The 20945-nt window shown below is 53.0% G+C and carries 14 protein-coding genes and 1 pseudogene; 9 read left to right on the top strand and 6 right to left on the bottom strand.

Features of this window, described 5'->3' with window-relative positions; genetic code table 11:
* Positions 1-19 precede the first annotated feature (19 nt).
* The 5 genes and pseudogenes from tal to QVZ43_RS16475 all read right to left on the bottom strand — a co-directional run bounded on the left by tal (position 20) and on the right by QVZ43_RS16475 (position 6922).
* The gene (gene tal, locus QVZ43_RS00580; protein WP_302908465.1) at positions 20-982 is read right to left on the bottom strand and encodes a transaldolase; all 963 of its coding nucleotides are present in this window, start codon (positions 980-982) and stop codon (positions 20-22) included.
* 115 nt (positions 983-1097) lie between these two features.
* Entirely contained in the window at positions 1098-2156 is a 1059-nt protein-coding gene (gene dusA / locus QVZ43_RS00575; RefSeq protein WP_302908464.1) for a tRNA dihydrouridine(20/20a) synthase DusA, read from the bottom strand.
* Positions 2157-3153: 997 nt separating this feature from the next.
* Positions 3154-4155 (bottom strand): annotated as a pseudogene (locus QVZ43_RS00570) (IS3 family transposase); the annotation flags it as partial.
* A gap of 137 nt (positions 4156-4292) precedes the next feature.
* Entirely contained in the window at positions 4293-5876 is a 1584-nt protein-coding gene (locus QVZ43_RS00565; RefSeq protein ID WP_302909622.1) for a cadherin-like beta sandwich domain-containing protein, read from the bottom strand.
* An 887-nt stretch (positions 5877-6763) separates the two neighbouring features.
* Complete coding sequence (locus QVZ43_RS16475; protein ID WP_420890880.1) at positions 6764-6922, bottom strand: transposase; 159 nt, start codon at positions 6920-6922, stop codon at positions 6764-6766.
* Between the two features lie 225 nt (positions 6923-7147).
* On the opposite strand from QVZ43_RS16475, the gene QVZ43_RS00560 reads away from it, so the two are divergent.
* The 6 genes from QVZ43_RS00560 (at position 7148) to QVZ43_RS00540 (ending at position 12950) form a co-directional block, all read left to right on the top strand.
* The gene (locus tag QVZ43_RS00560) at positions 7148-7633 is read left to right on the top strand and encodes an Hcp family type VI secretion system effector (RefSeq protein ID WP_302908463.1); all 486 of its coding nucleotides are present in this window, start codon (positions 7148-7150) and stop codon (positions 7631-7633) included.
* Positions 7634-7719: 86 nt separating this feature from the next.
* Positions 7720-9603, top strand: a complete 1884-nt coding sequence (locus tag QVZ43_RS00555) for a type VI secretion system Vgr family protein (protein ID WP_302908462.1) — start codon at positions 7720-7722, stop codon at positions 9601-9603.
* A gap of 13 nt (positions 9604-9616) precedes the next feature.
* Positions 9617-10147, top strand: coding sequence for a DUF6931 family protein (locus QVZ43_RS00550; protein WP_302908461.1), 531 nt, complete (start codon positions 9617-9619; stop codon positions 10145-10147).
* Positions 10148-10168: 21 nt separating this feature from the next.
* A complete protein-coding gene (locus tag QVZ43_RS16470) occupies positions 10169-10468 on the top strand; it encodes a PAAR domain-containing protein (RefSeq protein WP_420890879.1) in 300 nt (99 codons plus the stop codon).
* A gap of 172 nt (positions 10469-10640) precedes the next feature.
* Positions 10641-11360, top strand: coding sequence for a hypothetical protein (locus tag QVZ43_RS00545; protein WP_302908460.1), 720 nt, complete (start codon positions 10641-10643; stop codon positions 11358-11360).
* 78 nt (positions 11361-11438) lie between these two features.
* Positions 11439-12950, top strand: a complete 1512-nt coding sequence (locus QVZ43_RS00540; RefSeq protein ID WP_302908459.1) for a serine/threonine-protein kinase — start codon at positions 11439-11441, stop codon at positions 12948-12950.
* Here the strand turns inward: QVZ43_RS00540 and QVZ43_RS00535 are convergent.
* Positions 12924-13775, bottom strand: coding sequence for a hypothetical protein (locus QVZ43_RS00535; protein WP_302908458.1), 852 nt, complete (start codon positions 13773-13775; stop codon positions 12924-12926). The genes QVZ43_RS00540 and QVZ43_RS00535 overlap by 27 nt on opposite strands.
* A 66-nt stretch (positions 13776-13841) precedes the next feature.
* Between QVZ43_RS00535 and QVZ43_RS00530 the strand changes: the two genes are divergently transcribed.
* The 3 genes from QVZ43_RS00530 to QVZ43_RS00520 all read left to right on the top strand — a co-directional run bounded on the left by QVZ43_RS00530 (position 13842) and on the right by QVZ43_RS00520 (position 20897).
* Positions 13842-15482, top strand: coding sequence for a caspase family protein (locus tag QVZ43_RS00530; protein ID WP_302908457.1), 1641 nt, complete (start codon positions 13842-13844; stop codon positions 15480-15482).
* 184 nt (positions 15483-15666) lie between these two features.
* The gene (locus QVZ43_RS00525) at positions 15667-17052 is read left to right on the top strand and encodes an autotransporter outer membrane beta-barrel domain-containing protein (RefSeq protein ID WP_302908456.1); all 1386 of its coding nucleotides are present in this window, start codon (positions 15667-15669) and stop codon (positions 17050-17052) included.
* Between the two features lie 62 nt (positions 17053-17114).
* Positions 17115-20897, top strand: a complete 3783-nt coding sequence (locus tag QVZ43_RS00520; RefSeq protein WP_302908455.1) for a fibronectin type III domain-containing protein — start codon at positions 17115-17117, stop codon at positions 20895-20897.
* The last annotated feature ends 48 nt before the right edge of the window (positions 20898-20945 follow it).

Genomic DNA, 20945 nt, shown 5'->3' with positions numbered 1-20945 from the left:
GCGTGTTGATCAGGCTGCGTTATGCAGCTTTCGCCAATTGCCTGACCCGGTTTTCCAGTTCAATTTGGTCAACGGTAAAGCGGCGGATGCCGTCGGCCAGCTTTTCCGTTGCCATGGCGTCTTCGTTGGACTCCCAGCGGAACAGGGATTCATCGATAGCCCCCAGCCGATCATGGGAGGTGGCACCATCGGCCATCAATTGGCGGGTGAGTGAACCTTCGTCATCCTGCAGTTCCTGAAGCAGGGCAGGGCTGATGGTCAGGCGATCACAGCCAGCCAGCATTTCAATTTCGCCGGTGTTACGGAAGCTGGCGCCCATGACTACCGTGTTGTAACCGTGAGCCTTGTAGTAATTGTAGATGCGGGAGACGGACAGCACGCCCGGGTCTTCCGCCGGAGCGAAAGCATCACGGCCACTGTTGGCCAGGTGCCAGTCGAGGATTCGACCGACGAACGGGGAAATCAGGAAAGCGCCGGCCTGGGCGCAGGCTGCGGCCTGAATGAACGAGAACAGCAGCGTAAGATTACAGCGGATCCCTTCTTTTTCCAGCTGTTCGGCCGCGCGGATGCCTTCCCAGGTGGAGGCAATTTTGATCAGTACACGACTGCTATCCACGCCGTGGCGGTCATAAAGCTCGATCAGGCGACGTGCCCGGTCCACGGTGGCGTTGGTATCGAAGGACAGGCGGGCATCTACCTCGGTGGAAACGACGCCAGGGATCAGGCCAAGAATTTCCTTACCAGCCAGCACCGCGAGGGTATCGGTGGCCATGGTCAGTTGCTCGGCATCCGACCCGCCGAAACTGTGGGCTTCGGCCACCGCCTTATCCAACATTGGGCGGTAAGCCTCAGATGCGGCAGCCTTCAGAAGCAGAGAAGGGTTGGTAGTGGCATCCTGCGGTCGCCATTTTGCAATGGCGTCAATGTCACCTGTATCGGCGACCACCGTGGTCATGGCTTTCAACTGCTCGAGCTTGTTCATTCTGCGTGTCATCCCGGTTGATCGTTATTGTCACATTCGTCTCCAGAATGTGACTTTAACGCCTACAATAACGGGCCTGTCTGACAGGAACAAGACAGCGGTGTTCAGAGCGTGATTACGCTTCCGCAATAGTGGCCGGTTCCGGCTCCCGAACCTTGGCCAGAGCGGCCTCCAGGACCTCCAGGCTCGCTCCGGGTTTGTGCGCGTTCTCACTGATGTGGCGACGGAACTGACGACCACCGGGTTGCCCGTGGAAAAGGCCCAGCAAGTGGCGGGTCATATGCCCCAGGTAGACGCCCCGGGCCAGCTCGGACTCAATAAACGGAAACATGGCTCGCAGGGCCTCATGGCGAGTCTGCACAGGCGCGCTTTCGCCAAAGAACTCCGGATCCACGCCGGCCAGCAACCAGGGGTTGTGGTAAGCCTCACGGCCCAGCATCACGCCATCCGTGTGGCGAAGGTGCTCGTGGCATTCATCGAACGTCTTGATGCCACCGTTGATGATGATTTCCAGGTGCGGATACTTTTGCTTCAGGCGGTACACCCAGTCGTACTTCAGGGGCGGGATTTCCCGGTTTTCCTTAGGGCTTAGTCCGTCCAGGATCGCAATGCGAGCGTGCACGATGAACGTTTTGCAGCCAGCTTCGGCCACCGTCTCCACAAACTTACACAGATCATCCCAGGATTCCCGGCCATCGATGCCGATCCGGTGCTTTACGGTGACCGGCAGATCCGTCGCCTCGATCATCGCCTGCACTCCTTCGGCCACCTTTTTCGGGTGCCCCATCAGGCAGGCACCGATCATATTGTTCTGCACCCGGTCACTGGGGCAGCCCACGTTCAGATTGACCTCATCAAACCCGAATTTCTCGGCCAGCGCGGCACAGTGCGCCAGCTCCTTCGCATCACTGCCACCAAGCTGCAGGGCCAGCGGGTACTCGGCCTCCTCATGGCGCAGGAAGCGTTCGGTATCGCCATGAATCAGGGCACCAGTGGTCACCATCTCGGTGTAGAGCAGGGTATTGCGGCTGAGCAAACGGGCTAGGTAGCGATAATGGGAGGTGGTCCAATCCATCATCGGGGCGACGCAAAAGCGGCGAGAAGGCCCCAGCCCAGTAACGGCGGGGCTTTCGGCTGAATTCTCAGAAGTGTTGAGGAGGTCGATTTTGCTCATTAAATGCCCACTTTTAACCGTTTTCGATAGCGGTGCTACAGAAGTCCTACACGAGGCGGCGTGTAGGACTGCTATCTGAACTCTTATTAAGGCCCAGAAAACACAGCGTTTTCGCCTTCATTCATGGGTTGCAGTGCAACCGTTGTGACCGCGTATTCTATCAGGAAAGTCCTCCATTTGAGGCAAGGCGGCAGATTCATGCGATAGGCATTTGTCGAGCCTCGTTTCATGTCGTCAAAAAAGTCTGTTTTACGACGCAACTCCTCCGTTTAGCTCGATATTCTGGGTTGAGTGCTGGAGTGATGAGGTCTTCGGCCGGACGGATGATGGGACATAAGTTATGGCGTCTATATCCTCTCGGACTAGGAGGGACGGCACGACCGCCTATCGAGTGGATATTCGGATAAAACGACACGGCAAGGTGCTACATCAAGAGAGTCGAACCTTTAATCGCAATGCCCTGGCCCGGGTTGGGCTAAACGCCGTGAGCTGGAGTTACAGGTTCCGGGGGCGTTCATGTCGCTCCAATATCGAGATATCACGATTAAGCAGCTGATTGACAGGTACCTGGAGGAGTTCGGAGCCGGATTCGGTCGGAGCAAGCGGGCGCATTTGGAATTTTTGAAAACCTTCGATTTGGCAGAGCTGGATGCCATCGAACTGACAGCCCAGCAAGTGGTTGGTCATGTGGTTGAGAGGGGGAGGCCCGATTTTCGGGGCAAAAGGGTAAAGCCTCAAAGTATCAATAACGATCTTATCTGGCTCCGGGCGGTCTTCCGAACGGCCCGTTCTGCCTGGGGGGCTGCAAGCTGCCTTGGATGCTCTGAATGACGCGATTGAAACGTGCCGACGAGAACGTCTCATTGGAAAGTCCAAAAAGCGTGATCGGCGTCCGTCATTAGGTGAGTTGGAAAAACTGCTGGACGATGCGACGAGACCGTCGGAAAAACGTCGTATTCCCATGGCCGAGATCATCTTGTTCGCGTTGTTTTCGTCACGTCGCCAGGAGTTGAGCATGGGCAATGCTTTCGAACCGATGCAAGTCAGGCCATTCGTGCCGTGCGGTCCGTTTAAAGCGTTCATGTAGGAACTCTGAGTGGGCTTGCCGGGCTGAATGTCGATCAGCGTAATCTGGTTTTCGTTGGTCCAGTCTATCAGCGACTGCGAGATATATTCCGGCCCATTGTCACAGCGAATGGCTGCGGGCTTTCCGCGCGATTCAAGGATCTGATTCAGTGCACGAATCACCTGTTGCGCGGGTAACGACAAATCGACTTCAGTGCCCAGCTCTTCCCGGTTGTAGTCGTCGATCAAATTGAATGTCTGGAACGTCTTACCGCTGACCAGTTGATCACTCATGAAATCCATCGACCAAATCTGGTTTGGTGCAGTCGGAACTCCCAGCTCGCCCGGATAATCCCGCTGGATTCTTCGTCGGGGCTTGGCGCGCAGGTTCAGTTCCAACTCCCGATAAATGCGATACGCGCGCTTATGGTTCGAGGTGTAGCCCTTTACATTGCGCGGATACAGGAAGCACAGGCCAAAACCCCAGCGTTTGTAAATTTGGGTAAGTCGTAACAGCCAATCAGCCACCAACGCATTCTCCGCATCGAGCTTCGCTAGATAGCGATAGCAAGTCTCAATGATGCTATGTACCTCACAAGCCGTCGGGGGATACTCAGGCCATGCTTGGCCACGCCCTCCCTGGCCATCTCCCGCCGTTGAGATGGCCTTACAGCTTTCCCTCGAGCGCTTCCCGACGAAGCTCGGCTTTGAGCCTTTCTTCGGCGTACATCTTCTTTAGGCGAGCAATCTAAGCTTCCAGCTCCTTCAACCGCTTCATCATCGATGCGTCTATGCCGCCATACCTCGAGCGCCACTGGAAAATCAACGCAGTTCTGACACTGTGTTCTCGGGACAGCTCAGCCACCGGAACCTGAGCTTCATGCTGCTTCAAGATTGCCATGATTTGCCTATCATTGAATCGAGACTTCTTCATCTGTCGCTCCTTTTGCGATGATTGCAAAAGTCTCTACTCAAAACCTCTATTATTTTCTGAGGGGATTACATACCCTCCTTGGCCAAGAGAGATTTGTGTTGGTATACACACTTTCGGTGTTTGATTTTCGCTATTGATTATTGCCAGATATATACGGCACCCTTTTCGTAATCCTTGGCAGCCCCAACGACTAGGGTTTCGCCACTGAGTGCCACGGCGCCGCCAAAGTGATCACCGTAGCCGGCATCGCTGGCTTTCAAGTAAGCCTGTTGACTCCAAGACGTGCCATTGCGAGCGAATACGTAGGCAGCCCCTGACTCATAGGGCGAATTATCGATAGAGCTAGTTTTGGCCCCAACGACTAGGGTTTCGCCACTGAGTGCCACGGCGCCGCCAAAGTGATCACCGTAGCCGGCATCGCCTTGCAGGTAAGCCTCTTGACTCCAGGAAATGCCATTGCGGGTGAACACGTGGGCAGCACCTGGCCTAACACCTCTTCGCGGGGCCCCAACCACGAGCGTATCGTTACTGAGTGTCACGCTGTATCCAAATTCATCACCGCTGTCGGCATTGCTTGCTTTCAGGTAAGCCTGTTGACTCCAGGATGTGCCATTTCGAGCGAATACGTAGGCAGCCCCCGTTGGGGCAGGTGCAACACCCCAGCGCCATTCGACATCATTCTTCACGCGAGTTGCGCCAACCACGAGCGTCTCTCCACTGATTGCCACGCTGTGGCCAAATTGATCATTGCTGTCGGAATTGCTGGCTTTCAGGTAAGCCTGTTGACTCCAAGACGTGCCGTCCCGAACAAAGACGTAAACGGCACCCGAACTGAGCACTGAATTATCGGCTTCATCGGCAGTGGTAGTGCGGCCCTCTTCGGGAGCCCCAACTACCAGCGTCTCGCCACTGAGTGCCACGCTGTATCCAAATTCATCACCGCTGTCGGCATTGCTGACCTTTAGGTAAGCCTGCTGACGCCAGGTCGCGCCGTCCCGAACAAAGACGTAAACGGCACCCGAAGTGCGACTGGAGGAAACTGTTCTTCTTTCACCGGTAGCTCCAACTACCAGCGTCTCGCCACTGAGTGCCACGCTGAGGCCAAATTGATCCTGAGCGTAGGCATTACTGGCCCTCAGGTGGGCCTGCTGACTCCAAGTCGGGCCGTCCCGGACAAACACGTAAACGGCACCCGCCTTGGACGGGTCACCCCTGATGTCTCTGTTGGGATCCCCAACCACGAGCGTATTGCCACTGAGTGCCACGCTGTATCCAAATTCTTCATCGCTGTCGGCATTCAGGTAGGCCTGCTCGCCAAAGTCCTCTGCGGTAGCCCGAGTAACTATGACGGTATAAGTATCTGCACTTTTTCCATCCTCAGCGGTGACCATCACTTCAATCGTGTTGTCACCTTCATTGAGCGGGATCAAAGAAGACTCGCTTCCGGAATCGACCGGCGAGCCATTAACACGGATACTGGCTGCGGCATCGCTAGGCTTCGCAATCAGTGTTACTGAAGTAGCCAGAAATCCCACCGAACAAGTGTATGTCTTTTGACTTGATTGGAAAATCTGGTCAAGCCTTGCTCCAGAAACTGACAGCGATGATAAGGTGGCGTTACTGGATTGCTCGTTGGCGCCCCCCCCATTTCCGCTTTTGCCACCCCCATTTCCGCCGTTGCCACCCCCATTTCCGCCGTTGCCACCACCGCAGGCAACCATCAAACTGATAAGGAAGAGAACCAGAATCGATTTTTGGATAAATGCGGTATTCTCCATATTGAGTCCTCAATATTTGCTCGAATACCACAGACCTGATTAATTACGGCGAGACAAGCGATGTTTTTGGGCTTTATTGAAACAAAGTAGCCTAAGATTTGCGGGGAGCCAATCCGCATAGAATCGGTTACCAGCCCTAAGTTAATCCAACTGCTCCCGAGTGATGTCCGTTACTTTTAAATCAGTTGTTCCACATTCGAGAACAGAAGAAAAATCCAGATGTACCTGACATCTCACGGATAAATATTACGTCGTTTGTTGTAATCCCAGCGCCACCGGTGGATTTATTCCCGAGCGTGATCGGAATTCAGAAACCATTATTCATTTGAGACATTCCATTCCGGAATTTTCCTTTGAAGCTTTCAAAATAACGGTTCTGGAACGGTTTGCCAGGCTATATGAGTTTGAGCTCTAGGCCATAGCGGTAGGCCCACAGATCCAGCGTTTCACCACCTGTTCTCCTGAGATTCCAATGGGTACCGGAATAGCCGTGCATTCCTTGGTGAAGTTATCTACAAACGTCAGGCAGTAGATTCTGCGCTCATTGGCCAATGAGTATCGGGCTTTTAGGACCCTCGCGTTCGCCGACAGCTACCCTTGCTTCTCCGAAGAGGCGATAAATCTGTTTGTGGTTCACCTCAGCCGTTTCAGGACATAGCAGCTGGTGCCCACGCCGATACCCGAACCGACGATGTTCGAACTCAATGGTTTTGGTGTGCAGAGCTTCGCGCTTGTCATCAATGGTCAGTACTTTCAGTTGAGAGCGGCCCTGTTCGGCATGGGCTCGAACAGCAATTTATTGATTCGATGATTCTTTTCTTCTAGGGCCTTCAAGCGGCGTGCCTCAGAAACCCATACTTATAGCGCCAGTTCCAAAACGTAGCATCTGAGTCGCCCATCTTGCGACAGACTTCCCAGACCGGTGTAGCCAGTTCGGTTTGCTTTAGGGCGAAGGCCATCTTCTCTTCGGTGTAACGGGATTGCCTCATGACATGAAATCATGCAAAGGGCTCTGTCATGGTGGATTTTCCAGTTTTAGGTGAGCCGGAATTCTGGGGAAGGGGTGCTTTAGCTGAGGGGGGGGAGAAATTCATCCAAAAGTATGGTTCGCCTGTACTGCTCTCCTACTACATTAAACCAACAAAGCGCATAACAAACTTTTGTTTTTTCGCTAAGGCCAATCAGCTATCCAATCAATCCAAGAGGAAATCTCAATGGCGATTTATCTGGAAATTGAAGGAATCAAAGGCGATGTCACCTCCACCGGGTTCGAAGACCAGATAGCGTTGGAGTCAATGAGCTTCGGTGTCAGTCGGGAAGTCTCCATGGAAGCGGGAAGCGTCCGTAACCGTGAGCAGGGTCTTCCTTACATGCAGACAATCATATGTTCCAAGCAGATGGACTCATCTACGCCCCTGCTTTTGCAAAAAGTACTGACTGGAGCAAATTCGGAGAAGACAGTTTTACGGATTGTACGCACAGGCGATAGTGGCGGTGTTGTCAAGGTTGGTGAAATTACGCTCGAAGAGGCCATGATTTCCGATTACAGCTTTTCCAGTAATGCGGGAAGTCGGCCCATGGAAACCTTAAGTATCAGTTTTACTAAGATTGAGTTTGATTTCTCTGGAGCGGATTCATCCGGTAAGAACGGAAATAATATCATGGTTATATATGATCTGGCCGCAGCTCGAGTTGAATAATGCGTTTCCGCGACATGTGAATCCGGAATATGGGGCCGTTGCCCTATCTTGAAGACTCAGTTTTGCGCTGGCTTTGGAGCAGATTTATGGGAGCTGACGTTCGAATTGTAGAAATTGCCGAAGGAGCTTTGGCTGGTAAGGATTTACTTCCTGTTCGATGTTTTGGAACTGAGGCCATTTCTGAACTGTTCAGCTTTTCGTTAGTAATGCTCCATACGGGGAGCGCGCCGCTCGACACCCATGACCTCATCGGGAAATCGACTACAATTCGACTCAACTCTATGATTCCCAACAGTACGGAAAGGCTCGTTCATGGCTGCATCAGCCAGATTTCGTGTGACGGAGCCAAGAAGCGCTACACGATGAAGATTGTTCCCGAATTGTGGAAGGCCGGTCTCGTTACTAAAGCGCGAACACATGTTTATAAGCAGGCCAGTGCCGATGAGGTCGTGATAGCGCTGTTGAAAGAAATGGACGGGGATATCAAAGTCCGTAACCTTGCCAAATGCGATCTCAAATACAACTATTTTGACATTCAATATAACGTCTCCGATCTTGATTATTTATATCGGGTTTTGTCTGCCTATGGCTTGTCGTTTTATTTCGAGCACGCTATGGGGGCACATACATTGGTGCTTTTTAACAGCATTTCGGGCCTGAGCATTCGCAAGTCGCCTCTCGTTTTTGATCCAACAGAATTTATAATGAACGTCGAGTCAATAACTGGATGGGATGAGAAGGTCTCGGCATTCAGTGCGGGCGCTACAGCAACGGACTTCGACATGAATAACTCGACACTTAAGTCAGAGGAATTTATGGCCCAGCATCCGATGCCAGAACTTACTTCCGTGAAGTGGAATCTCTACGCACAGGGAGTCATTAGCGGATCGGATTCCAGTACGAGATCCTATGCGTTAGTTGATGAGCGGTCCCAGGCAAAAATCTACCATCAGCGGGAATGTGCAGCCCATCACATCATTAACTTTGAATCCAACGCGTCAGCGCTTTTCCCAGGACAGAAGATCGCTTTAGAGGGGGCTACGCCTTCCAGTGAGCAGGAATTTGTCATCCTTTCGGTTTCCCATCAGGCAGAAAGTTCTCTCGACACAGGTTCTGATTACAGTTGCATACTCTCGGTTATGCCTAAGAATTCAGAAATCCCTTCCCGTGAGGAGGACGCCAGGCCAATCTTCACACAGTTGCTGGCACGGGTAAAAAACTCCCAGTACAGAGGCGCAAAACGGCCGGACTTGGCGACGGTTACGGTCGTGTTCCCGTGGGATGAGCAAAAGGAATCCTTTTGGATTCCGGTTTCCCAGGCATTTGGTGGGGATGGCAGTAGTGGCGCACTGTTTCTGCCACAGGTCGATGACACTGTACTCGTTACGTTTATTAATGGTGATACTCGGCGTCCCGTTGTGAGCGGAATTGTATACAACGGCAAAAACAAAACGCCGCCGTTCGATAATGACAATACGGAAGGCTTGCGAATGGGTATCAAAGTGCCTTCTGGGAGTGAATGGAGTATCAGTGAAATGCCGGGCGAGGAAGAGGTCTATTGGCGTTCTTCCGGGGATATGAAAGTTATTGTTGATCGAGATGAAGTTGGCGAAGTGATGAACGATCAGAGTCTGTCGGTCGGTAACAATCGGACAGTCTCTGTGAACGGGGATCAAAAAACGGAAGTTCAGGGAAATGCCTTGCTAGATGTGGAAGGAGCCAGCGAGGTGATGGCGGGTCAGAAGATTGAACTAAGTGTCGGCCCGAATACCCTGACGATCGATACTGGGAAGATAGAGTTGAAGGGGCCGACCTCAAGCGTTGTAGTTGATGCAAGTGGCATTACCGTCACAAGCAACGGCATGATCAATATTGACGGTATCCAGGTTACTGCAAAAAGTAAGGCTTCCACGGAGGTGTCTTCGACAGGAATGACACAGGTAAAAGGCGGCGTGGTCATGATCAACTGAAGGACTGACTCAGATGCGTTTTGACACCTTGTTAGCAGAAGTTGGAATTGGGAAAAAAGCCGCCTGTAAACTCCCGATGTTTGACAGTGAAATGGGATTACTGGAAGTGCTCGAGGAGCAGGGGTGTCTTCAGGAAGCGGTATTGTGCGTGGCGCATCTTTTACCGCCAAGGGAATCTGTCTGGTGGGCTTGTCAGTTGCTCAAAGATCAGAATGCCGAGCTTGAAAGCGAAGGCAAGGATGCACTAATTGCCGCAGAGCAGTGGGCATTAAAGCCCACGGAAGAGAATAGGCAGAAGGCTGCAAAGCTGGCCGAACTGGCAGGGATGGATACCCCTGAAGGAATGGCTGCCATGGCCGCGCGATTCTCGACCGGCTCCGTGGTCGAGAATTCCGGTGTGAAGCTGCCGCCTCCGGAAAAACTTTATGCCAAAATGAGTGGCGGGGCGGTGTTGCTTGCGATGCTTAGAATGCTGCCGGATGGTGAGCCTTTCCTTGAGGAGGCTTTGAAAACGGGGAAAACCGTGCTCAAGGCTGAAAACTAGCCCTTCTTTAAGGGGAGACCCATGCCTCCAGCTGCGCGTGTTACCGATATCCATATGTGCCCTATGGTTACCCCCGGGACTCCCCCTGTGCCCCATGTTGGCGGTCCTGTCGTGGGGCCGGGGGTGCCAACGGTTCTTATTGGAAGCCTGCCTGCAGCCGTCGTGGGTGACTCGTGTGTCTGTGTCGGCCCGCCGGACACTATCGTGAAAGGAAGCGCTACTGTGCTTGTTGGGTCCAGGCCGGTAGCCCGGATTGGTGACACGACAGCGCATGGTGGCTCTATTATGGCCGGAGCACCTACGGTAATCATCGGGGGGTGAAGAATAAGTGCAAAGGGGCGTGTTAAGTACTGCGCTCTTTTATTGCCTAATGGAAAATACCGCAACTGGAGTTAGGGCAATATTGTTTTGAGACAGATCCTGTGTGGTTGGGGTGAGTTGGTACCGGTCACGATTTCAGACAGATCAGATCGATCAGACATCGGAGACTTCTATGCCAGCCTTTCACGACAACCAAAGTCACCATCTCGGCAACTTCTATAAGCAATTCACTCCTAAACAGCAAAAGATGATGAGTTGTTCTCCTAACCGTAAAATGGGGTTGGAGCATAATATTGTTAGCCTCAAAGACTGTCGGTTAACCCTTAACAAATCCTTGTCAGAAGCGAAAGCGGTAGAAACAGGTTATGAGCTCAGTCGCTGGGGATTAGCGATAGTGCAGGGGGTGAAACTCGCGTGTGACCTGGCTATTGCGCTCGGCTCCGACTCCGCCAATTTGATTGTGCCAGGTGCTGGTGCTGGCATTTCATTGGCCTATGGTTCTGTCCAGACCGGTGTGGATTTTTACAATTCGAGGTCGAATTCACGGGAAATGATGATCAGCGCGGGAAAAAAAGTAACTGCGAATCATGTGACAGTAGCGGATGCAATACTCGAAACCACATCCGTCGGCAAGAAACTGGCCAAGGATTTTAACGCCGGCAAACTGGGCAGAAGATTGGGGTTAGAGGGGGGGAAGGGGAGTCTTATGTTTGGGATTGGCACGGTAATGAGCGTGCTTGATGCTGGACATCAGGTTTTTGAGCTTATGGAACAATTCTCTGATGAAGGCGACAGTGGTATCAAGTCAGGAATCTCCACGCTGGAACGTGCTATTCAGAAGCTAAACAGCAAGATAGCGTTGTTAGAGTCGGAGATGGAAAAGTGCGCCTGATAAGGCTGGTTTGGGGAGTGGAATGGCTGCGTTTTACGCCACTCCACGATTCTTTTGGTTCGTGCCTGAGTCCAACTCATGACGGATAAGAAAAAAGCGCCCGACGATACAGATGAAACCCGCTTGAAGAAGCAGCGTGAGGAGCGGCCTGCAAAGGATGAGACAGAAGAACCGACCGTCTTTGTCTCCTCTGATGACACGTTTTCTGATTCTACGCGTGTTGATCCTCCTGACGCCAGAACGGTGATGGTGTCCGAAATAGCCGGTCTTCAGGGGGGCTTGGTCGATGATAGAACGTATCTGAATAGTTCCGGTAAATCGGCTTATCCAGTCTTGTCTGATTTTCCCATATCTCCGGGAATTGTTATTCGTGATCGATTTGAGTTGGTGGAGGAGTTGGGTTCGGGCGGAATGGGCTCGGTCTACCGTGCGATTGATCGGCGCAAGCTGGAAGCCGACGATGAAAATCCGTACGTTGCGATCAAACTGCTCAGCGACGACTTCAAAGCTCACCCCAAAGCGTTAGTCACGCTGCAGAGGGAAGCAAAAAAAACCCAGGCCCTGGCGCACCCCAACATCGTGACGGTCTATGATTTTGACCGGGACGGGGACCTGGTTTTTATGACCATGGAAGAACTTCGGGGGCAAACCCTTGAAGATCTTATGAATGAAAAATCGGGGATGCCCTTCGAGCGTCGTCGAGGCCTGTCCATAATCAAGGGAATCGCAAAGGGTCTCATTTATGCTCACAAACGGGGGGTTATTCATTCGGATCTGAAACCCGGCAACATTTTTGTCACGGAATCGGGTGAGCTCAAAATCCTTGATTTCGGAATAGCGCGATTGCTTGATGAAAGTTCTTTGTCAGACCGTTTTGATGTGTCTGAGTTGAGCGCAGTGACCCCCCGTTATGCCAGTCTTGAAATGCTAGAGCACGGTGAGCCGGATGTACGAGATGACATTTTTTCACTGGGCGTAATGGCTTGTGAGATTCTGGGAGGCTCGCATCCCTACCAGCGCCGAACTGCAGCAGCGGCGCTAGAAGGTGATATTAAACCCAAGTTGCCCACAGTGGGGCGCCTCCTTAGAAAAGCTTTAGCCAGGGCGGTGACTTTAAAAAAAACCGATCGGGTCCGGTCGGTGGAGAAGTGGCTTAGCCAGATCGAGTTTGCTGCAGGAGGTTATCGCAAATGGTTTTATGGAGTGTTTGCGGCGTTGATAGCCCTTGGGTTGAGTTTGAACTATATAGGCCAAATTACAGAAACTCAGGTGGCACTATCGGAGTTGTCCAAGGAACAACAGGAAAAATTTGCCACAAATATTGACGAGGCAAATGTCGCTCTCAGCTTTTCGGACGTCAACGGAGCTCTGTTTTACCTTGACAAGGCCTACACCATTCATTCACAGAATGAACAGGTTTCAGATTTGATTGCCGATATTATCGAGAGCCTCCAACAGGTCATCGAAGTTCAGAAATTGGATCAATCGGAAGTGGATGATTTGATTCAAACCCTGCGAGAGTATCCTGCTTTTCAAAACGATAATGTGCGGGACGAGCTTGAATCACTCCGCGCTTCTAAATCGGGCTAACTCCCTTTGGATTTCCGGCCAAAAACGCGCCCAGTTCGTGTGATTCGCGGCACCGACTACATTGGGGCGAATTCCATGTCTCTGAAAATAAAGTTCATTTAGTTCTGCCGGAGTGTTCTGGTCTTCTCCTCCTTGGAAGTGACGGTGCGTGATTGAGGGGCAGGGTAGCGTGTCCCGAGCTGGATCAAGGGAACCATCGAGCGGTGTCCACTGGTGATGTTCAGCCCAGGCACGGGTGTCGAGATTGGCGCTCAGGGTAAGCAGGAGAGTGGGCATCTCGAAGGAACAAGCCATCAGGCTGGCCAGGGTTCCTCCGCCACTGTGACCCAGCAGGACCAGTTTACGGTAGTGGCCGACGCCGAGTCGACGTTGCACGATGTTCGTCATGCTAGCAACAACTTCCGGACTGTAACGATGGGACGTCCAGTAGCGATAATCGCAGTGTGAATCGGCGACTCCAAAATAGCATGGGCGCCCCAAGTAGAGACTATCGCCGCTTATGCGCTCCTGAAGGCTTAGAACTAACGGGTAAGCCGGAGTCGGGTCGCTGGAAATATGGATTGAATGTATCCAAGGTTGCCCGTCGCCTTCGATAAGAACAGTGAGCACCTCCGGATCTATACCGTCCTGTCTGAAGCGCACGCGATGATCAAAATGCGCCTGCTCCACATACCCAGCCTGATGCAAATTTTCCAGTGCTTTGTCCGTAGGGGCGACAGTACAGGATGTGTTCAATATTGCGCTGATCACAGCGGAAGCAATACTTATGTGGGTGGTGGGTGTTTTTTGCACTGAAGACATAGCTTCGTTTAAAAACTCATGCACATGTCATGATCATAGTCTAGGATTTAACGATATTTAACAAAAAATGTCCGAAATACAGGAAAGGTCATGACAAGGCACGTCTTTGTTTTTGCTTTTTCCATTTTAATTCTGGGTTGTCAAACCGCCGAGCTGGAAAATCCGGATCAGAGCGCTAACGCGCAGCAACGTATTTCCGAATTACAGATCGTCGACTGCCTTCTGCCAGGCCAAATGCGCATGGTTGGCAAAAAAACCTACATGACCCCTCGTCGACCCACCCGCACAACCGCTTCCGACTGCAGTATTCGCGGCGGTGAATTCGTTGCCTATGACCGTTCCGATTATAAAACGGCGCTTGCCGTCTGGATGCCGCAAGCGGAGGCAGGCGATCCTGAAGCGCAAGCCAATGTGGGTGAAATTTTTGAACGTGGTCTGGGTGGTGAGCCCAACTACGCCGCCGCCAAACTCTGGTATGAACGGGCCGCAAAACAGGGTAACCGGAAGGCACAGTTCAATCTGGGAACGCTCTACGAACAGGGGTTGGGTGTCGAGAAAAATATGCTGATGGCGCTCGAGTGGTACCGACTTGCCTGGGGTGTTCCGAAGGATGAACTGATCTTCAAGTCAATGGCTGACAAAGAGCTCGCTACGCAGCGCGAGGCAATGGAGGCCCAGATAGCAGAGCTGGATCAGGACCTTGCCAAAAAGGGGCGGCAGATCCGGGTTCTTGATGATCAGATTGCGTCATTGCGCGATGAGCTCGCGGACAGTGGTAATGCTACCGAAGCGTTGTCGCAGGAAATCGAAGAGCTCAATGCGTTGGTAGTTGAGCTCAAGTCGGATCAAGAAAAACGTGAGAGTGAAAAACGCAATCTGACTGCCCGTATCAGGCAGCCATCTGAAGATTGGCGGACGATCCCCGATGTCAAAATAGAAGATTACGATCCGGATTCAGTACCGGAGACCAGCTTTGGGCGGTACTTTGCTCTGGTTATCAGTAATGAAAATTACCTGAACATCGACAATCTTGAGACCCCAAACAGGGACGCGGACCGTGTGTCGGAAATCTTGGAATCCCAATACGGATTCAAAGTGATGCGCCTGAAGGACTCCAGCAATATCGCGATCATGGATGCCATTAATAACCTCAACGAAGTGCTGACTGAAAGGGATAACCTCCTGATCTACTACGCCGGGCATGGTGTGAGGGTGAATAATGGCGAGTTCGAGTCGGGTTATTGGCTCCCAGTAAATGCAGACGCACCGCCTCGCGATACCTTGTGGGTCTCCAATGAGTTTATCACTCGCCATATTGGGCGTCTGAAGGCAAAGCGAATAATGGTCGTGGCCGATTCCTGTTATGCCGGACTGTTATCGGATGCGCCCGGATTCCTACTGCTGGATAAGGCCGCCGTACGGAGCGAACGCTATATCCAGTACAAAAAGCCAAGGCGTTCGAGGCTGTTGATGACCAGTGGTGGCGATCAGCCCGTGCTTGATAATGGTGGCGACGGATACTCTGTGTTTGCACGGGCCTTCATCGATGTTTTGGAACAGAACGAGCGGCTGTTGACCGGGCCTGAGCTTTTTGCAGCCATCAGAGGTCGTGTGGAGCAGGGTGCTATGGCCGCGAATTTTGAACAGAAGCCAGCCTATAAAGTGATAAAGGCGGCCGGCCACGAGATGGGAGATTTTTTCTTCCAGCCTACGACTCCAGGTAATTCTTGATCTAATCAACAATTAGATAGGGACGACAATGCTAATGAACGGAAATCTGCCTATCACTTTTAAAAGCGGTTTCTGGCAATCTTATGCGCTCATGGTTGCAGTCGTATTCCTAAGTAATGATGCGCGAGCAGACTTAGCCGATTTTTCGGGATCATTCGGCTCTGAACTTGAAGAGTTTGCGGCCGTGGCCAACCAAGAGACATATAACCAGTTGAAACTGGCTGGTTGTCAGGACTCTCAGCGCAACCCCACCGCAGAGTGTGGAGGTTTAGCATTCATCAGCTGGCAGGTGGTTCGGGAACTGGTTCATACGGCCAATGAGCTGGGTGGTGGGGATCCCATCAACGGACTTCCGACCGACAATCCCACTGAATTTTCACTGGGTCTCGATCTTGAAGGACTAGGGTTTGCATTGCGATGGACCGCAGGTGAAGAGTTTTCTGCTCAGGGGGATCTGTCCGAGAGTTTTGTCGGCAACCAGTTGTCCGGCCTGACCAGTCGGGTGACCGCGTTGCGTCACGGGGTAACCGGCTTTGCATTCAACGCCAGCAATCACCCCGGCATTCTGATTGCACAGGAATTTCTGGATGGGCAGAGTGGCGGCGGTGCCGGATCTGAAATCGCTAATTCTTGGTCGCCCTGGGGGAGCTTCCTCAATCTGAGCTACACCTATGGTGACAGGAAACCAACACAAAGGGAAGATGCCTACGATTTTGATGGCATAGATGTGACTGGTGGGGTGGATTACCGGGTCGACGATAACAATGTCGTGGGCCTGATGCTCGGGTTTCAGGACCAATCCGTGGATTTTGATTCCTCGAAAAGTATCGTCGATGGCGGGGTCGATATGGATGGCCTGTCCATGCAGGTGTTCTACCTGTACCAGTCGAACCGCTGGTATGGCAGTGCCTCACTGGGGTACCAGCTCATGGAGTTTGAGACCGACCGCAGCATTCGTTACCCGTCCCTCAACCCGGATGTCGAAAGCACCAACACCAAGGCGATCAGCAGCACCGATGCGTCAGCCGTGAGCGCGTCGGCATCGGTGGGGTACCCTCTGTTACCACCGGGGCAGGTTGGCCTGGAACCTTACCTCACACTGGATTACCGCAGTATCGCCGTGGATGGCTACCGTGAGGAGGACATCCAGCGCGACGGTTTCAATTTCGTCGTCGCGGATCAGGGCATCGACTCGCTGGAAACTGGTTTGGGACTCAAGGGGCACTATGTATTCGCCACATCTGTGGGCGTGTTTGTTCCGGAAATCAGCATAGAGCACCGCATCCAGTTTGAAGACGATGCCCGGGAAATCACCGCGTATTACTTCAATGCCGAAGAAGCGCTGTCCGACGTTTCCGCCGCTTCCTTTAAGCTGCTCACTGACGCCCCGGACTCTGGCTACCAGGTCTACACCCTAGGTGTCTCTGCCGTTCTCCGTGGTGCCAGAACCGCAGAGGCGGGAGGTGCTGCCTCAGGCGGTATCAGCGGTTTCCTCAACATCAGGACATTTGCAAACCTCGATCATTTCTCACAGCAGCAGTTTGTCGGTGGCGTGAGATACGAATTCTAATCAGTCAAGGATAACGCCCGGCGGGACCGCAGTGGTTTCCATGGGCGGTAGGAACGATGAGCATGACATCCTCAGCCACCGGTCGTCCTCTCTTCAAGTGCCTGCTGGCAGGTAGCCTGGCCTTGATTTCTGCGTGCAGTGACGTGGGCAGCCAGTCCGACAGCGCACCGCAGGCCAAAGCCAGCATCATCGGCGCGACCAGAGCCGATTCCGACGTTACCGTTCGCTCCGGTAGCAACATCCTTGTCAGTGGTAAAGACAGTAACGGCATCGATGATCCCATCCTGGACTTCGATATTCGCGTGGTCGGTGTCAGTGGGGATCCGGCGTTCACGGTCGAGGACATGGAAGCGCTGCTGTTCGAACGGACCCGGAACACCAAGGCTTTCAGGCCGCCTTTTGTGGCACAGAACACGCAGGTGGAATTTTCGGTGGAGGTCACCGATGCCGACGGTGTTTCTGCCGTCGACACAACAACATTAACCATCGTGCCAGTGAACGATAGCGATTCCTTCCTGATTCAGGGCGCGGTCAGCAATTCGCAGATTGACCATTACTCGCTCATGGTGGCGTTGGACCTCGAGCCCGGTGAAATTACCTCCTCCAGCCTTTTTGAGGTGGAGGTCGAGACCGTGGTCGAGTGGCCGCCTCGCGTGGCCACGACTGACTGCGAGTTCGGTCCTGGTAACAATCTGTGCCAAAAGGTGCTGGCGACCAAGACAATGAGCGGTGAGTGGCCGCCAGGCCTCAATAGCACCGACACCGGTTCGGTGGCGGCCGAGGATGCTTCATTCAACCCCGTCTTCCGCGTCCGGATTCCGAGTGTGAACGTGGACGACATCAACCGCTCTTTCGAGACGTCCGAACGGGAAAAGCAGCTGGAACTGGGCCATGTCGACGCTGCCAGAGCCTATCAGCGATTCCGGATTTTGCGAGCCGACAACAATGCCAAGCTGTTGATTCTGGATGGTCTCGGTGATGATAGTGGCCTGCTCGAACATCGTTATGTTCAGGTTGGCACTGCCCAGAGCAATCTGGTCGATGCCGAAGTGATCCGTGCATACAAGGGCACCGAGGGTGGCCTTTCAGCCCGCGCCTACTACCATTTGATTGATCCGCTGGATCAGGCAACGACCTTGTCGGACTGGAAAGCACTGCGTGGCTTTACCTCGGCGGTCATTGACGAAAAGGACTTTGCCCACGCCATTTATCTGAATAACTACGATCTCGGGTTTGGCCGCGATATGTTCATGCGCACGGACGAGTGCGGCAACGTCTATTCCTTTGTCGATAACTACCCGACGTTGGAGCTGGCGCTGAAAAGAGTGAACAATTTTGCCACGGTGGTCATGGAGTACAGCCCCCTTGAGCCGGGCACCGACGGCAATTGCTCGACAGAGCCCAAGATCGTCAAGTTCTTCGCCTATGTGCCGGGGGCGAACGGTGGTCCGCGGGTGCGCATGGAAACCATGAATTTCGATGGCCGCGGTGAAAAGCCCCTGCCAGGGGTCTGCACCGCCTGTCACGGCGGTTCGGCAAACGCGCTCACCAGTTTCATCAGTGATCACGTCAAAACGAATGGTACCGACACCGAATCGCTGAAAGCAGCGCTGGACGCGCTATCGACTGAGGACAAGCTGGCGTTGGTTGATCTCAACGCGACCTTCATGCCATTTGACCTGGATTCTTTCTTGTATACCGATTCAGCAGACAGTGCGGAGGTCGATCCTTTCTATAACCGGGCCGATATTAGCCAGGAACAACGAGATTGGTATTCCCGGGAGGCACAATTAGCCGCTTTTCGAACCTTCAATAAATCAGCGCTCAGAACCTACCTGCACAAGCGTGACAGCCTGGTTGATGACAATCCCGACGATGGTTTTGATCCTGGTTCGCGCTGGCAGGCACCGATCGATCTGGTGAACAGTTGGTACCAGACGTCCATTGATGACCTGGCCAGCCTGGACAACCTCGACTTCGCCCGTTTCAACGGTGATGCCGTCCTTGATGGCTGGCTGGGGCAGGAATTTCTCTATAGCGAGGTGTTCGCCCGCAACTGCCGTGCCTGCCACATCCAGCTGGCGAACACGTTTCTTAATTTTGATACAGCCGACGAGTTTCTAAATGCTGGGCGTGTGGAGGATCTTGTTTTTAACAGAGGCACCATGCCATTGGCCCGGCTGACCATGGATCGTTTCTGGGTGGACTTCAACGGAGAGGAGTCCGCTGCGTCCAAACTGCAGGCCCACCTCGGAACCTCCGCGATACCGGGGCAATCCAGCGCTCAATTCGGCATCAGTGACGCGAGCCCGGAGCAACTTGGAGAGACCATCCAGCTGACGGCGGATTTTATCAGCGACGAATTCGACTATCAGTGGTCTATGGTCAGTGACTGCGGCAGTGCCAGCTTCCTGACGGGTGAAAACACGCCCACCGCATCCTTCACGACCGACCGCTCTCCCTGCAACTACGACGTCTCGCTGGAAGTGTCGAACGGTTTGGAATCGAGCACTGTGACAAAAACAGTCAGGATGGATCGCAAACCAGTTGCGGGCACGATGATCCCGGATGTTGGCAGCTATATTCCAGGACAATCCTTCATCCTTGTTTTAATCGACTACAACATTCTGGAAGGCAACCGGGGGGATAATGACATCACTCAACCGCTGGACATCATCACTGACGATCCCAATGCCGTGGCGCAGGGCAATGGTACCGTCATTTACAATTTTCCCCTGGACCTGTCAGGTGTCAGCGCGACATTCAACTACAGGCTTCAGGACGCCGACGGCTCGGTGTCGGATAATGAAGGCTCTGTTCTGATCAACATACCCGCTGTTGTCCCCAACCTTGAGGTGACTGGGCTGACCAGCACGAGCGTAACATTGGATTGGACCGTACCGTCAGGATTTGTTGCCGATGAGTACGTGCTCTACAGGAACGGCGCCGTATTGGCCGAGGGTATTGCGGGTACCAACTATATCGACAATCCGCCCACCAACGGGACTTATAGTTATGAAGTTGCCGCCATTCTCGATGGCCAGCTATCGCCTCTGTCCAACGGTGCAAACGCTAACACGGGAGAGATTCCCTCGATATCAAGTGTGCAACCGCTCGGCGCTTCTCAGATTCGAATCAGCTGGAACTATCCGGGCACCGAACCGGCCTCCTATACCCTATACCGAGACGGCTTCTTCCGTGTTACCACAAGCGGTGCAGTGGGCGAGTTCACCGACACCGGATTACAGCCCAACCAGTCCTATTCTTATGTGGTGGAGGCTAATACTGCTGCTGGTACAAAGAGTTCGGAGCCTGCAAGTAACTACACACTTCCCGCTGCGCCCACTGGCCTCTCCGTGGCTTCGAGCACAACGTCGTCTGTGACGTTGGTCTGGAGTGCAAACGGCAATCCCAGCGATACCAGGTATTACATCTGTATCGACAATGACTGTCCCGAAAGCCGGACAACCTCTGCAACCAGTTACACGGTTAGTGGGCTCAGCTCCAACACGACGGACACCTATGAGATACGCGCGAAATGGCGGCCGGATTCCAGCTTGTCATCCAACGCGGCAACGTCTGAAAGCAGGACGTTCAGGACCAAGGTTTCCTACAACGATTCGATTGCACGTGGTTCCGGTGGAGTCATAGATCGGGAAGGTTGTTTCGGCTGTCACGCTTCCCATACCGACACTAATTTAAGGTCTTGGTTTAAAACTCGTGCTTGCGTTACCGACGACGTCAATTATGGAGACTGTTCGACGTCTATGGGGGGCTCCTACAATTTCAGCAGTGGTGACTACCTCCTTATTCAGCGTTGGCTACTGGATGGAAGGCCTGACTAAAAACTGAATTGGACGCTGGCAAAAGTCGGCATCAGGGTTTTGTGAACA

Source organism: Marinobacter suaedae, assembly GCF_030519635.1.
Classification (GTDB): Bacteria; Pseudomonadota; Gammaproteobacteria; order Pseudomonadales; family Oleiphilaceae; genus Marinobacter; species Marinobacter suaedae.
The sequence above is the reverse complement of the archived record's forward strand: the minus strand, read 5'-3'. Positions and strand labels throughout refer to the sequence as shown.